12 protein-coding genes, 1 pseudogene and 1 riboswitch are annotated in these 14,402 nt (G+C 44.0%); of the genes and pseudogenes, 7 read left to right on the top strand and 6 right to left on the bottom strand.

Annotated features, from left to right (window positions below):
- Nucleotides 1–49: 49 nt before the first annotated feature.
- Nucleotides 50–1,517, bottom strand: a pseudogene (gbpA, locus tag AC3CKG_RS17195) (N-acetylglucosamine-binding protein GbpA).
- 73 nt (nt 1,518–1,590) lie between these two features.
- A riboswitch (cyclic di-GMP riboswitch) is annotated at nt 1,591–1,680 on the bottom strand.
- Nucleotides 1,681–2,002: 322 nt separating this feature from the next.
- Between gbpA and AC3CKG_RS17190 the strand changes: the two are divergent.
- From AC3CKG_RS17190 to aroG, 4 genes are all read left to right on the top strand, one after another.
- Nucleotides 2,003–2,356, top strand: a complete 354-nt coding sequence (locus AC3CKG_RS17190; protein WP_017106235.1) for a hypothetical protein — start codon at nt 2,003–2,005, stop codon at nt 2,354–2,356.
- A 99-nt stretch (nt 2,357–2,455) separates the two neighbouring features.
- Nucleotides 2,456–3,127, top strand: a complete 672-nt coding sequence (locus AC3CKG_RS17185) for a DUF3313 domain-containing protein (protein WP_488529630.1) — start codon at nt 2,456–2,458, stop codon at nt 3,125–3,127.
- Nucleotides 3,128–3,139: 12 nt separating this feature from the next.
- Nucleotides 3,140–3,355: a DUF3820 family protein gene (locus AC3CKG_RS17180; protein ID WP_017106234.1), complete on the top strand. Its 216-nt coding sequence runs from the start codon at nt 3,140–3,142 to the stop codon at nt 3,353–3,355.
- A gap of 313 nt (nt 3,356–3,668) precedes the next feature.
- A complete protein-coding gene (gene aroG / locus AC3CKG_RS17175; protein ID WP_017106233.1) occupies nt 3,669–4,721 on the top strand; it encodes a 3-deoxy-7-phosphoheptulonate synthase AroG in 1,053 nt (350 codons plus the stop codon).
- A 110-nt stretch (nt 4,722–4,831) separates the two neighbouring features.
- Here aroG and AC3CKG_RS17170 read toward each other — a convergent pair whose 3' ends face one another.
- Genes AC3CKG_RS17170 through AC3CKG_RS17160 form a run of 3 tightly spaced genes read right to left on the bottom strand, consistent with a single transcriptional unit; the run spans nt 4,832 to nt 8,977 of the window.
- On the bottom strand, nt 4,832–6,256 hold the full coding sequence (locus tag AC3CKG_RS17170) for a phosphohexomutase domain-containing protein (RefSeq protein ID WP_488529629.1): 1,425 nt from the start codon (nt 6,254–6,256) through the stop codon (nt 4,832–4,834).
- A gap of 15 nt (nt 6,257–6,271) precedes the next feature.
- Nucleotides 6,272–7,807, bottom strand: coding sequence for a mannose-1-phosphate guanylyltransferase/mannose-6-phosphate isomerase (locus AC3CKG_RS17165; protein WP_488529628.1), 1,536 nt, complete (start codon nt 7,805–7,807; stop codon nt 6,272–6,274).
- 54 nt (nt 7,808–7,861) lie between these two features.
- The gene (locus tag AC3CKG_RS17160; RefSeq protein ID WP_102338745.1) at nt 7,862–8,977 is read right to left on the bottom strand and encodes a mechanosensitive ion channel family protein; all 1,116 of its coding nucleotides are present in this window, start codon (nt 8,975–8,977) and stop codon (nt 7,862–7,864) included.
- A gap of 186 nt (nt 8,978–9,163) precedes the next feature.
- Here AC3CKG_RS17160 and AC3CKG_RS17155 point away from each other — a divergent pair, with 186 nt between their 5' ends.
- Together AC3CKG_RS17155 and AC3CKG_RS17150 are read left to right on the top strand one after the other, a co-directional pair.
- Nucleotides 9,164–9,820, top strand: a complete 657-nt coding sequence (locus AC3CKG_RS17155) for a potassium channel family protein (RefSeq protein WP_099166558.1) — start codon at nt 9,164–9,166, stop codon at nt 9,818–9,820.
- A 33-nt stretch (nt 9,821–9,853) separates the two neighbouring features.
- Nucleotides 9,854–11,221, top strand: a complete 1,368-nt coding sequence (locus AC3CKG_RS17150; RefSeq protein ID WP_102266262.1) for a TrkH family potassium uptake protein — start codon at nt 9,854–9,856, stop codon at nt 11,219–11,221.
- A gap of 105 nt (nt 11,222–11,326) precedes the next feature.
- Here the strand turns inward: AC3CKG_RS17150 and msrB are convergent, their stop codons facing one another.
- Entirely contained in the window at nt 11,327–12,469 is a 1,143-nt protein-coding gene (gene msrB, locus AC3CKG_RS17145) for a peptide-methionine (R)-S-oxide reductase MsrB (protein WP_488529627.1), read from the bottom strand.
- Between the two features lie 200 nt (nt 12,470–12,669).
- On the opposite strand from msrB, the gene AC3CKG_RS17140 reads away from it, so the two are divergent.
- Complete coding sequence (locus tag AC3CKG_RS17140; protein ID WP_102298956.1) at nt 12,670–13,068, top strand: OsmC family protein; 399 nt, start codon at nt 12,670–12,672, stop codon at nt 13,066–13,068.
- Between the two features lie 138 nt (nt 13,069–13,206).
- On the opposite strand, the gene AC3CKG_RS17135 is transcribed toward AC3CKG_RS17140, so the two are convergent.
- On the bottom strand, nt 13,207–14,271 hold the full coding sequence (locus tag AC3CKG_RS17135) for an OmpA family protein (protein ID WP_102282023.1): 1,065 nt from the start codon (nt 14,269–14,271) through the stop codon (nt 13,207–13,209).
- Nucleotides 14,272–14,402 lie beyond the last annotated feature (131 nt).

Raw genomic sequence — 14,402 nt, 5'->3', positions numbered from 1 at the left:
TGCTGATTACTAGCACGTACCTACTAGAAAGTAAGTGACTGGCTAGTAATTAGTCCACTTTGTTCCAAGCATCTTGCCAGTGTGAACCAACACCTGGTTCGTATTGAGTTGCTGTTGGAGTCCATTGAACACAGTAACCAGAGTATGGGAACTCTTTACACTGATAAACGCCACCATCGCTGCTCAGTACTTTCGTACCTGCTGTGTAAGACTCAATGCTCTCAGGAAATACGAAGTCGTAATCGCCAGCGGGTGGCGGTGTTTGCTCGTCCATTAGGTGGAAATCAAGCGTGTTTTGATCCACTAAGTTACCTTGGTCATCTTTAGTCACAACCACAAGCATGTGGTGGCCAGCCTCCGATTTAGACAGAGTGAGTTGAACATCTTCAACTTGTCCGTCTGCCAGTTCTGATTTTTGAGAAGCGAGTGCTTCGCGGTGATGGTTGTACACCGTCAGTTCTGCTTGAACATCGCCAGTTGCTTCTAAAGTTAGATCAAGCTGTGTTGGCTGGTTTTCATCAATAATGTACTCAGATTCTAGGCCTGTCACTGCTAGCTCATGCTCGGGCTCTGGAGTATCAATCTTGTAACCGATCTCGACGCTCTTAAAGCCTGAACCGGCTTTTAGGTAAACAGGGTTCGTGCCGTACACGGGTGCAAAATCGCCTTGGTCGTTCAGCTGACCTGCTTTGATTTGCGCTTGTTCTTTGTTGATCTTAGAGGCAAGCGCGTAAGACCAGTTATTTGCTTTGCCTTGCTCGTTGCTCTCAATGACGAGCTCTGTGCTGTATGAAGCCGTTCTCACCCGATTGATCGAAGACACGAGTGTAGACAGCATCACCAACGTTTAGATCTTGAGTTGGGTTGATTTGACCGCCTTGATCCCAATCAGGAATGATAGGGCCGTCGCCATCAAATTTCACATCGATAACGTTGTAGAAAGCCATCGCAGTATCACCTACGTCCCATACAGCAAGGATCACTTGATAACCTTCGCGCTCTGGAACATTACACAAGTGGCTTACTTGCATAGGTGGTTGTTGCCCATTGCCTTCAACAACACAGAATGGTGTTAAGTCAAAAGAGCTGCGCGCCAAAGGCTGGTTTGGGTTCCAGTCTGGTTGAGTAATGTAGTATTTCCAGTCGTTAGTCACGTGGTTGGCAGTGAACGTCCACTCAAAATATTGAGAGCCCGACTTGATAGGACGTTTAACCCAGCGATCTGCAGTCTGCTCGTCTAGCGCTGCCGCTAAAGATGATTGCGCACTGGCGATTTTTCCATCGGCAGGGCCGACTTCAGGGAAGCCTTCAGGGCCTTCTACACTTTGTGGCTCGTATTGGATACCACCACAGTTGGTGTTTTTCTCTTGTGTATCACTCGCTGGGAATTTACATAGCGCGACACGGCTTTCTGCTACGCCATTATCGTATGCCGAAACATAACCGTGACCGAAGCTTGCACCGCTTACGCTAAGTAGCGATAGCGCGATGAGTGATTTTTTTGGGAGTTGTTTCATTATTTGTCCTTACTGTATTTGGCCGACAAAAAAAGAGAACACTCGGGCATGCATTGACACTTAAATCCTATTAAGTGGCGGCCCCGCTATCATAGACAGAATATTTGTCGACAGACCGGTGGCTTTGCGTCCTATTCTTTCAAATAGTTTGCCAGAAGTGCGTTTAAGCAAGCGGAATGTAGCCAACCCGTTTTATAAATGCGAATCAATCGATTGAAATGTGGAATGCTAATCTCGAACTTTTAATTCTTAATACAAATTAACTTGCTATATGTTTAGTTCGTTAACGTATAAATTATTGATATAAATGAAGAAAGTATTTGCTCTAATCGTTTTTGTGAATGATTTTGGTGATTGTGTTTCGTTCTATACAACAATTGCGCGCATATCAAAACCAAACCTTTGGTTTCCACTAACCAAACCCTGACACGCCATGTATGAAAAGCCGGACAATTGATTGGTATAAGTTATATAAAGGAAGCAGTATGGAATTCACAGAACAAGATAGAGACGCGCTGTATCAAACTTGGATGTCACAAAAATCGAGAATGCGAATTACGCAGATGGAGTTTTCAAAAAAGCTAGGAATGAACCAGCTTGATTTCTCTAGAGTGTTGAGAGGCGAGACACCATTAACGATGTCTTTTATTAGCCACTTTTGTCGTTTACTTCATTTAGAACCTAGGAATGTGTTCCCTTCACTCAAAGAAGGCAACCAATCTGGGCCTAAAGTGGTGTATTTGAAAAGCCGAATGAGTGTGGATGGCGAGATCCAAAATGCTTACATTGAAGGTAATCAAGTGATTGTCGAGTATGCACACACTGTGCAACATGACTAATTTTAGAGATAGCTCTGAGTTTTAACCCCTTTTTCTACAATCTTTTCACATAGGGTATGGCATACTTGTTTGGATTCATAAATTTAACCGAAGTGCGCTATGACACCTTTAAAACTTCTCTTGCTTGTTGCAACCAGCATCTTTTTGTTTGGTTGTGCAGGCGGCCCAATTAAAACCGCAACCAAATTCACCAGCTATGAAGATTTTAGCGTCGGACCTGATGGAGGCGTCGATCTTGTATGGGCGAGGATAGGGTTACGTGATTCACAGCGCCTGAAAGCCAAACTCGATGAGTACGACTCTGTGGTGATCGACCAAATTTTTGTACTGGCAAAAGAAGGATCGTTAGAGCAGGAAGACATTCAGGAGCTCACTGATCACATGGTTGCGCGTTTGGAAGAGAAAATATCGCCCCATAAAACGATTGTCGATGAGCCTACCGGGAATACGCTGCGCCTAAGCATTGCCTTGAGTAACGTTGAAACCCCCAACCCCATCTTAGCTGTGACCAGTAGTGTACTGCCGTTTGGTCTTGCGATGTCTACCATATCTAAGGTCACGACCGGAGAGCACACCAATGTGGGAAGCGCCAGCGTTGAGCTCTTGGTAAGTGATGCTCAAGAGGGTACACCATTGTTTGCAGCCATTGACCGTGAAGCAGGCAATAAAGATTTCTCGACAATGATTGATTCACTAGATGATGCCAAAGATGCAATCAACTATTGGGTTGAGCGTTTAGGTGATACTCTACAAAGAATAGAAAAAGCCTAGAAAGAGCCTGTAATGCTAGAGAAACAGAACCTGATTAAACTTGCTAGAATGCAAATGCCATTTGGTAAATACGCTGGTCGTATATTGATCGATCTGCCGGAGGAATACTTACTGTGGTTCGATAAAAAAGGTTTTCCCTCTGGTGAGTTAGGTGACTTACTCAAGCTGTGTTTGGCATTAAAAATTGAAGGGCTTGATAGCGTTGTCAAGCCATTGAAAAGAATGTAATTAGTTAAAAGCTCACGTTAATCACGTGAGCTTTTTTATTTTCAAGTTCTGCATAATTTTACATGTACGGTGACGCTTGAAGTATAACCGTTCTTAACCTGTCATAAATTACGCAATCGATAGCGTGTAAATAATGGTATACAGGGTGTTTTAAATATAAAACACAAAAAAAATTGCGTTTATTTTCAATTAGTGATTGAAACTAGAGTTTTTACTAGTTAAGTTACAGGGAACAAGAAGATTAGTGCTGATAGAAAGTTACGTGAGACAACGTACATTCAGCTCAAGGATAGAAAAAAGGAAGAAGTAAGCAATGTTCCAGACTGATGATGTAAGAATTAACAAAGTAAAAGAGTTATTACCACCTGTTGCTGTTTTAGAAAAGTTTCCAGCGACAGAAGTTGCTTCTTCTACAACCTTTGAAAGCCGCAAAGCGATCCACAATATTCTAGAAGAAAGCGACGACCGCTTGCTTGTTATTGTTGGCCCATGTTCTATTCATGACACAGAAGCTGCGCTTGAGTATGGTAAACGTTTGAAAGTGCTACGCGACGAACTAGGCGATAACCTAGAAATCGTAATGCGTGTTTACTTTGAAAAGCCACGTACAACTGTTGGTTGGAAAGGCCTAATCAATGACCCGTACATGAACGATACGTTCAAGCTAAATGATGGTCTTCGTCTTGGACGTAAGCTATTGCTTGACCTAACTGATATGGGAATGCCTACGGCAAGTGAATTCCTAGATATGATCACACCTCAATACGTAGCAGATCTAATCAGCTGGGGTGCAATCGGCGCGCGTACTACTGAATCTCAAGTTCACCGTGAATTGGCTTCTGGCTTATCTTGCCCAGTTGGCTTTAAGAATGGTACTGATGGCAACATCAAGATCGCAACAGACGCTATTCGTTCGGCAAGTGCTTCGCACCACTTCTTATCTGTAACTAAGTACGGACACTCAGCAATTATTGAAACAGTGGGTAACCCTGACTGTCATATCATTTTACGTGGCGGTAAAGAGCCAAACTACAGCGCTGAGCATGTAGGTAAAATCAAAGAAGAACTAGCAGCGTCAGGCCTTCCACAAAAGGTAATGATTGATTTCAGCCACGCAAACAGCTCTAAGCAGTTTAAGCGTCAAATGAACGTATCTGATGACGTTAGTGCTCAAATCTCAGGCGGTGATAAAGCTATCTTTGGTGTGATGATTGAATCTCACCTTGTTGAAGGTCGCCAAGATCTTGTTGATGGTAAAGCTGCAACTTACGGCCAATCTGTTACTGATGCATGTATTGGTTGGGAAGATACTGAAACAGTACTTCGCCAGTTGGCAGACGCTGTTGAAGCTCGCCGCAACAAATAGACTAATTACAGTCAGCGACTAAGCGACTGAAAATTCAAAGCCCTTATTAGCCGTTGCTAGTAAGGGCTTTTTTGTGGCTCTTAGTCGTAAACGGAAAGTACCTTGTACTCTTAAATGAGAAAAGACAGTAACTCGTCGACTTTGAGTGACAGCAAAGCTCTATCTTGCTTGGTTTCCACGTTGAGACGTATCAGTGGCTCTGTATTGGACTTTCTTAAGTTGAAGCGCCATGTGCCCATATTCATGCTGAGCCCGTCTGTGTGATCGATCTCAACGGCGTTATCTTGATAGTGCGACAACACATATGCCATGACTTGTTCTGGGTCGGAAACTTTACGATTGATCTCTCCCGAAGAAGGGAATCTACCCATACTCGAACTGGTCAATTGATGAAGAGATTGTTGAGTCTCGCAGATTAGTTCAATCACTAAGAGCCAAGGAATCATTCCTGAATCGCAATACCCAAAATCACGAAAATAATGGTGCGCACTCATTTCACCACCGTACACCGCGTTTAACTCTCGCATCTTCTCTTTGATGAGCGCATGCCCAGCTTTGACCGCAATAGCCTTCCCACCAAGCTTGTTGGCGACTTCAATCGTGTTCCATGTCATACGCATATCGTGCAATACGGTTGCATCCGTTTCTTTTAGCAAGAAAGCTTCAGCGAGCAAACCAACAATATAGTAACCCTCAATGTAATTGCCTTTTTCGTCAAAGAAAAAACAACGGTCGAAATCGCCATCCCACGCAATACCTAGATCGGCGGAATGCTCTAAGACTGCATTTCGAGTTGCTACTTGGTTCTCTTTAATCAATGGGTTTGGGATGCCATTAGGAAATTTTCCGTCAGGGGCATGGTGTACCTTGATGAAGGTGGCAGGAACATTGAGTTTGTTGAAACGCTCCTCTAAAGCATCGATAACATGTCCTGCAACCCCGTTTCCTGCGTTAACCACCACCTTCATCGGTGATAGTTTGGATGGATTTATATAAGTGAGCAGGTGATCTACGTAAGGGGCGAGAATGCTGGTCGATCGACTAGAGTGATTTGGTTGTACATGACCGACAGATAAATCACTGTTCACCTCTTGATTCAATACTTTAATGCGTAGTTTGATTTCATCTAAACCACTGTTTTTACTTATCGGGCTAGCGTCCAAACCAACTAATTTCATTCCGTTGTAATTGATTGGGTTATGGCTTGCCGTAATTTGGATTCCGCCAATGGCGTTAAGGTGGCGAGTCGCAAAGTAGACCTCTTCAGTGCCAGTCATACCTAGGTCGATGACTGCTATCCCAGACTCGATTAAGCCTTTGGTTATGGCTTCTTGTAATGAAAGAGACGTCTCTCGGTTATCACGACCAATCACTACATGAGCCAAGCCATCGAATGGGGCTTCAGGTGTCGTAGATAGGACGTATTCTCCAAATGCCTTGCCGAGCAGGTAGGCAAAGTGGCCATTGATTTGGCCACCAATGATGCCGCGAATATCGTTGTTCTTAAAGCAGCTAAGGTCTAATGTTGGTTTCACTTGATTGTCGCCGCTTTATTTCGATTTGTTTTTTTGAGATGAATCAGCTTGTTGGTTTCGAACATCTCGCCCATAGCTGTCTTGATATCGAATGATATCGTCTTCACTTAAATGACTACCGGTTTGTACTTCGATCATTTCGAGAGGTGAGTCTCCAGGGTTCTCTAGGCTGTGGATGTGACCTAGCGGAATGTAAGTGGATTGATCTTCTTCGACGAGATACGTTTTCTCATCGTTGGTTACTTTCGCAGTACCTGCCACTACAACCCAATGTTCCGCTCTATGGTGATGCATTTGCAACGAAAGCCTATGGCCAGCGTTGACTGTAATGCGCTTCACTTTGTCACGCTTACCTAGATCGATCACATCGTATTTACCCCAAGGCCTAAAGACCTCGCGATGATGTACATGCTCCGTTCGTTCAGCCTGATTCAGTTGGCTAACAATTGACTTAACACCCTGAACTTTGTCTTTGTTTGCAACCAATATTGCATCTTTGGTTTCGACAATAATGAGGTTTTCGACACCTACCGTCGCGACAAGCTTATTCTCCGCATGAATGTAGTTGTGTTGAGAGTCGACGATTAACACATCGCCTTCAATGACGTTGTTGTGCTCATCCTTATCACTAACATCCCAGATAGCAGACCATGAGCCAATATCATTCCAACCAACATCCATCGGGATCACTGCGGCGTGTGAGGTCTTTTCCATCACGGCATAATCGATAGAGTCACTTGGGCTATTTTTGAATGCTTCTGCGTCGATACGAATAAAGTCGAGGTCGGTATTTTGCTTTGAAAGAGCTAACTGACAAGCCGCTAATATTTCTGGGTGGTGTTGAGAGAGTTCTTCAAGGTAGCGGGATGCTTTAAACATGAACATGCCACTGTTCCATAAGTATTGTTCTGAACGTATGTATTCTTCCGCAGTTGTTTTATTAGGCTTTTCAACGAAGCAATCAATGGCATAGGCGTGATGGAGTGATTGCTTTGTAATACGTGAGTCAGCTTGAACGAGAGGGGAAAGAGGTTCTCCCTGCTTGATATAACCGTAGCCTGTTTCTGGCGCATTAGGGGTTATTCCAAATGTTACCAGTTTGCCTTGCTCCGCGTAATTAACGCCACGACTGATCACTTGTTGGAATTCAGAGGTGTTAGCGATGTGATGATCAGCAGCCAGTACTAATAAGATCGGGTCTGATGCATCCTGCGCATTATTGGTTGATTTAGCTAAGGCTTGTAATGCCGCTAATGCGATGGCTGGAGCCGTGTTTCGACCGACGGGCTCTAGCAGAATACCACTATGTTGGATGTTAGCCGATCGAGCTTGTTCCGCGGCAATAAAGCGGTGTTCTTCATTACAGATAATGAATGGAGCAGCGCACTTGCTATCCGTTAGATAGTCCTCAAGACCTTGCAAGCGTTGAAGCGTTTGCTGAAGCATTGATTGTTCGCCAGCAATGTTGAGGAATTGCTTAGGGTAGAGCTCGCGAGACAATGGCCAGAGGCGGCTTCCGGAGCCGCCAGCTAGAATGACAGGTAAAATCATAAAGTGGTAATTAGGCGTAAAGGGTTACTAACACCATGTTACCACGCTTATGGCTTATCGATGAGCTTCAGGGCTCGAATTCATTACACCTTGAGAATCGTTGATGTCTTGCGCTTCAATCTTGAGTGTTTGTGTTGGGAAGGCGATATCAGCATTGTGCTTATGAATAATCGCTAACACCTGCAATAAAACATCTTGTTTCACTTCGTGGTATCTCACCCAATTAACCGTCTTGGTGAAGGTGTAGATAAAGAAGTTGAGCGTTGATGGCCCGAACTTATCAAAGTTAACAATCAAGGTTTGCTTGGCATCAATATCTGGGTGCGTTTCGAGCATAGTTTTTACGTCATCCACAATCAGAGCAAGCTTATTTGCGTCTTGATAGCGAAGCCCAAACGTTTCATTGATTCTGCGGTTCAACATTCTTGATGGGTTCTCCACCACAATGTTACTGAACACAGAATTAGGTACGTACAAAGGGCGCTTATCAAAGGTGCGAATGATGGTCATGCGCCAGCCAATACGTTCTACTGTGCCTTCGATTTGGCGATCGGGTGAGCGTATCCAATCGCCAACTTTAAACGGGCGGTCGAAGTAAATCATCATTCCGCCAAAGAAATTCGACAGTAAATCTTTAGCTGCCAAACCGACGATCAAGCCACCCACACCACCAAAGGTGAGTAAGCCGGAAAGGCTGAGCCCAAACGCTTGCATGATGGTCAGTCCGCCCATAACCATAAAGAACAAGCGAGCGACTTTCGCGATAGCTTGAACGGTGGTTTCGTCCCTGGTCTTCTGTTCTAAGACATACGCTTCAGAGTTGCTGATCATTCGCAACGTGAACCAAACAAAAGTACAGATGATCAGTATGTGCTTAAGCGTTTTTAGCCAGTTGATTTCATTGCCAAACTGGCCTTGAAGGATCAGGCCGATAGACACAGTAGCAGGCCAACACCAAAGTAACGTGCTGACAGGCGTTTTTAGAGCCTCTAGCAGTAGGTCGTCCCAGTGGAATGGAGTTTTCTGAACCAGAATTTCTAAGCGATTATGGATAATTCGCCAAGCTACCCAAGCGAGAAAACTCGCAATAGTGATGAATAGGACGCTGTTTGCCCAATCACTATGGCTCTGGTTGATGTAGGTTTGTACTTGGGTTATGAATTCATTCATTGTGTGTGCTGCCGCAGAAATTATGAATTGGAAATTAGCAGAAACTCGAGTTGTTCTCTACCTTTATAAATCAAGCGATTATGACAATAGTATAACCTTATTCTTGCAGAACTAACTTTTTTTGAGATAGAAACTAATGTAGGTTTGACTATCCCGTGTAATTAAAATTTCTAAACAGGATTTCAAATGAGCGACAAACAATATGCAGTTATCGGTTTAGGGCGATTTGGTCTGTCTGTTTGCAAAGAGCTGCAAAGTTCAGGGGCACAGGTACTGGCCGTCGATATTGATGAAGATCGGGTGAAAGAAGCAGCGGCTTTTGTTTCACAAGCGATTGTTGCGAACTGCACGAGCGAAGAGACGGTGAAAGAGTTAAGACTCGATGATTACGATATGGTGATGGTATCGATAGGCTCTGACGTTAACTCAAGCATTCTAACGACTTTGGTGGTGAAAGAATCTGGAGCAAAAGCAGTTTGGGTTAAGGCGAATGATAAGTTCCACGGCAAGATCCTCTCTAAGATTGGTGCTGACCATATCATCATGCCGGAGCGAGATATGGGTATTCGTGTTGCTCGTAAGATGCTGGACAGACGCGTTCTCGAATTTATCGACCTTGGCAGTGGCTTAGCGATGACAGAAATCGTTATTGGCTCAAAGTTTTTAGGTAAGCAACTTCGCGACCTAAAGCTGTGCAAAGAGGTAGGGGTTGAAGTACTTGGCTTCAAGCGCGGCCCGAATCTAACCAAAGCACCTGAGCTTGATGTCAGTTTAGAAATCGGTGATGTGGTGATCATCGCTGGGCCGAAAGAGACCTTGTCTAGAAAGCTACGCAATTGGTAACTGGTAATAAGTAATTGGTAATAAGGTAACCGTATGAATTCGTTGAAACGAAAAGGTACTTTCTACACGCTCAAGACAGATAAAAAGCCGCGTAAAGGCTCAGAGCCAAAGATTATCCTTACGAGTTTCTTAGGTGTTCTTATCCCTTCTGCAATCTTGTTGACGCTGCCAGTCTTTTCTGTAACCGGACTTAGTTTTACAGATGCGCTGTTTACTGCCACATCCGCAATCAGTGTGACAGGCTTGGGTGTTGTCGATACGGGTGAACATTTCACTCTGGCGGGCAAAATACTGCTGATGTTTTTGATGCAAGTCGGCGGTTTAGGGCAGATGACACTGTCTGCAGTGCTGCTCTATATGTTTGGTGTTCGATTAAGTCTCAAGCAACAAGCATTGGCGAAGGAAGCGTTGGGTCAAGATCGTAAGATTAATCTCCGTAAATTAGTTAAGAAGATCATCATCTTTGCGTTGGTGGCGGAGTTTGTTGGGTTTGTATTGCTCTGTTTCCGTTGGGTTCCAGAAATGGGATGGGCAACGGGAAGCTTTTATGCACTTTTTCACGCTATATCTGCATTCAATAACGCAGGTTTCGCGCTGTTCTCAGACAGCATGATGAGTTTTGTTGATGATCCATTGGTGATTTGTACTTTGGCGGGTTTATTCATCTTTGGGGGATTAGGCTTCACGGTAGTGGGGGACTTATCGAGTAACTGGCGTAAAGGCTTCCAGCACTTGCATCTGCACACTAAGATCATGCTGACCGCAACTCCAACTTTGTTGTTGGTGGGTACGGTGATGTTTTGGTTATTGGAGAGAAATAACTCAGCAACGATGGAAGGCCTCTCTATACAAGGTCAGTGGTTAGCGGCATTTTTCCAATCGGCGAGTGCTCGTACCGCTGGTTTCAACAGTGTCGATTTGTCTCAGTATACGCAACCGGCATTATTGGTGATGATAGTACTAATGTTGATTGGTGCTGGTTCGACTTCCACTGGTGGTGGTATTAAGGTCTCGACCTTTGCGGTTGCGTTTGTCGCAACTTGGACATTCTTGCGTCAGAAAAAGCATGTCGTGATGTTTAAGCGCACCGTGACTTGGCAAGCGGTAACAAAGTCGTTGGCTATTATTGTGGTTAGTGGGGCGTTATTAACCACTGCGATGTTTTTGTTAATGCTTACTGAAAAGGCAGCGTTTGATCGCGTGATGTTTGAGGTGATTTCTGCCTTTGCAACCGTTGGCCTAACAGCAGGACTCACTGCAAACCTGACTGAGCCGGGTAAATACATCATGATTGTCGTTATGGTGATTGGACGTATCGGTCCCTTGACCTTGGCTTATATGCTAGCTCGCCCAGAACCTTCCTTGTTGAAATACCCCGAAGATACTGTGTTAACGGGTTAATAACGTTACCAGGCTAATGAATCACATTTTGTCAGTAACAACAAAGCAAGCGATATGCTGGCTTTGTTGTTATAGGTGTAGCTCTAATTTCTTAGCACTTAGCATCTAGCCTTCGAACATTTCAATATATTCTTCGTAGCCTTCTTCAGCCAATTTATCTGCAGGGATAAAGCGCATAGCAGCTGAGTTCATGCAGTAGCGTAAACCTGTTGGCTTTGGACCATCTTTAAATACATGTCCTAGGTGTGAGTCACCAAATTTACTGCGAACCTCTGTTCTTGGGTAAAGCAGCTTGTAGTCAGTAGTCGTTACGACATAAGCCTCGCTGATTGGCTGTGTAAAGCTCGGCCAACCTGTACCTGATTTGTATTTGTCTTTTGAAGAGAACAAAGGCTCACCCGTTACGATATCAACGTAAATACCTTCTTGCTTGTTATCCCAGTATTTGTTGTCAAATGGGCGCTCTGTCGCGTCGTCTTGTGTAACATCGTATTGCAGTGAAGTTAGAGACGCTTTGATCTCCGCATCAGATGGCTTGCTGTATGTCTTAGCATTGGCTGTCGCATTCTTACCATCGATGATCTGACGGATCGTTTTCGGATTTTCTTTTCTATCATCACCGAAGACTTTATCTAGGTACTGATCACGACCAGAAGCGTAGCGGTAGTAGTTATAACGAACCTTGCTCTTCTTGTAATAATCTTGATGGTAATCCTCTGCTGGCCAGAATTTTTCAAACTTAATCAGTTCTGTTTTTAATGGTTCACCAAAGATTTGAGCCTTATCGATTTCCATCATGAAGTTCTGAGCGACGTCTTTTTGCTCCTGGTTATGATAGAAAACAGCAGGTCGATATTGTGGACCTCTGTCAACGAATGAACCTTTGTCATCAGTTGGGTCGATGTGTCTGAAGAATTGGTCAAGCACCTGTTCGTAGCTAACCACATCAGGGTTGTAAGTCACGTTGATCACTTCGATGTGACCAGACTTACCTGATGAAACTTGTTTATAGGTTGGATTCTCTAATTCGCCACCAGAATATCCTGAGACAACATCCGAGACTCCTGTCAGCTTCTCCAGATCGGATTCTGTACACCAAAAACAACCACCAGCCAGTGTCGCTATTTCGCTCTTACCTGAGTTAGCCGTTTTATCCATTGTATTGGCAGTGCCAGTCTGGCTCACAAACAGCGAAATCAGTGGTAGCGCAACCACGAGTGATACCAATATTTTAGATAATTTATTCATAGATACCTCATCTTGACGTTCTTTTCATTCGATTTTGAATGTACGAATAGAGACAGGTTTTAGATGGAAAAAATTGCACAATTCATGAAATAAATATCTCAAACAGAAATCTTGCTCATAAATGCCGCCAGTAGTAGGGTGTAGGCATTGATATAAAATACTAGTTAATGATGACGCTTTTCGTACATCTAAGGAACAACATGCAAGCAGAAGTTAAATGGGTCGAAGGCTTTAAATTCCTAGGTCAATCTCAATCTGGCCATTCTATTGTTATGGATGGAAGCGGTGGTGCTACTGCGCCAAGCCCTATGGAGATGGTGCTGATGGCCGCTGGTGGTTGTAGCTCTGTTGATGTGGTTGATGGTTTGAAATCTGCAGGCCAGAGCATCACAGGCTGTAATGCAAAACTTGAAACAACGCGTCGTGAAACGGCACCAAAAATCTTTACTGTGATTAATATTCACTTTGAAGTGTCTGGTGACAATCTTGATCCTGACCTTGTTGCTAAAGTATGTGCTGACTCGTTAGAGAAATACTGTTCAGTATGTCTAATGCTAGGCGCTGGCGTAGAGATGACTCACAGCTGGGAAATCATCTAGTCTTTTGATTGTGTGCCTAGGCGATAGGCTAATTTTTACGGCTTACGGCTTACGGCGTATGAGTAAAGCCAGATAAAGAAAAGGGCGGAGCACTTTCAAGTGCTCCGCCCTTATTATTTTAGTTAGAGTTGACTGCTATTATTCAGCCGTTTCTACAATAACTTCTTCCATTTGCGCTTCTTCTTGGTATTCGAAGCTTGGGATTGTTGCGTCAACACGACGGTTCTGTGCACGACCTTCAGCAGTATCGTTTGTTGCTACTGGGTTTTCTTCACCTTCACCTGTAGCCGTAATACGGTCTGCTTCAATACCTTGCTCTTCAATGTATGCGGCTACAGCGGCAGCACGTTTCTTAGAGATCATCATGTTGTATTCAGCAGCGCCTGTTGAATCTGTGTGACCAACAACATTAACTGATGATTGAGGGTAAGTTTTAAGCACTTCAACTAATGGCTCTAGCGCAGTCTTACCATCGGTAGACAGCTCTGTACTGTTAGTTGCAAACATTTCTTGAGAGTAGCTCTCTGTTTGCGCTTTAATTACAACAGTCTCTTCTTCAACAACAACGGCTTCAGGTTCTGCAATTGGTTCAGATGGAGCCTGTGTTACGGCTGCCGCAGAAGCTACTGTTGCGGCTGACGCTGTCGTGTTACCTGTACCGAAATTGTAGCTTAGACCAACGGTAACAAGATTGGAGTTAAGGTCTTGGATAATCTTATCGTCAAAATCATCGAAGTATTGATATTCAACTCGAAGAGCCCAGTCGTCGGATAGCTGTTTCTCAGCACCGATACCTAGTGCTAATACAACGTCGTCTTCGTCATCGTGCATGATGTAAGCAGGACCTGCTTTAAAGAAGATATCAAACTCTTGTTTAATCGCTAGTCGATACATTGGGCTTAAAGAAATGGCTACGATCGAATCACTGTATGCTTTAGGCGTTCCGTTGTTGTTAAAGCTGGTATCATAATCACCTAAGTAATCTGCATTCAATTCAAGAGCAATGTTATCGGTAAAGTTGTAACCACCGTAAATACCACCCGCAACAGAATCATCTTCACACTTCTCACCGCTTACACAAGCGCTATCTAGCCAACCCATGCCAACTTTAGCACCAACATACGTGGTTGAAGCAATTGAGGGAGCAGCAGCGAAACCTGAAGCAGCTATCACAGCACACATGATTTTTGACAGTTTTTTCATAATCTTATCCTTGGATTAACTCTTATTGTTATCTGAATGAGCCTTTAAAGCGACGACGTACTGATTGGGACACTGCAACAGTAAATCGTTCCAGGCGTCGATTCAGGTCGAACCTATCTTGGAACTGTTGT

This window comes from Vibrio sp. QJM3NY_15 (assembly GCF_057785995.1).
This window is presented reverse-complemented; position numbering and strand designations above follow the sequence as displayed.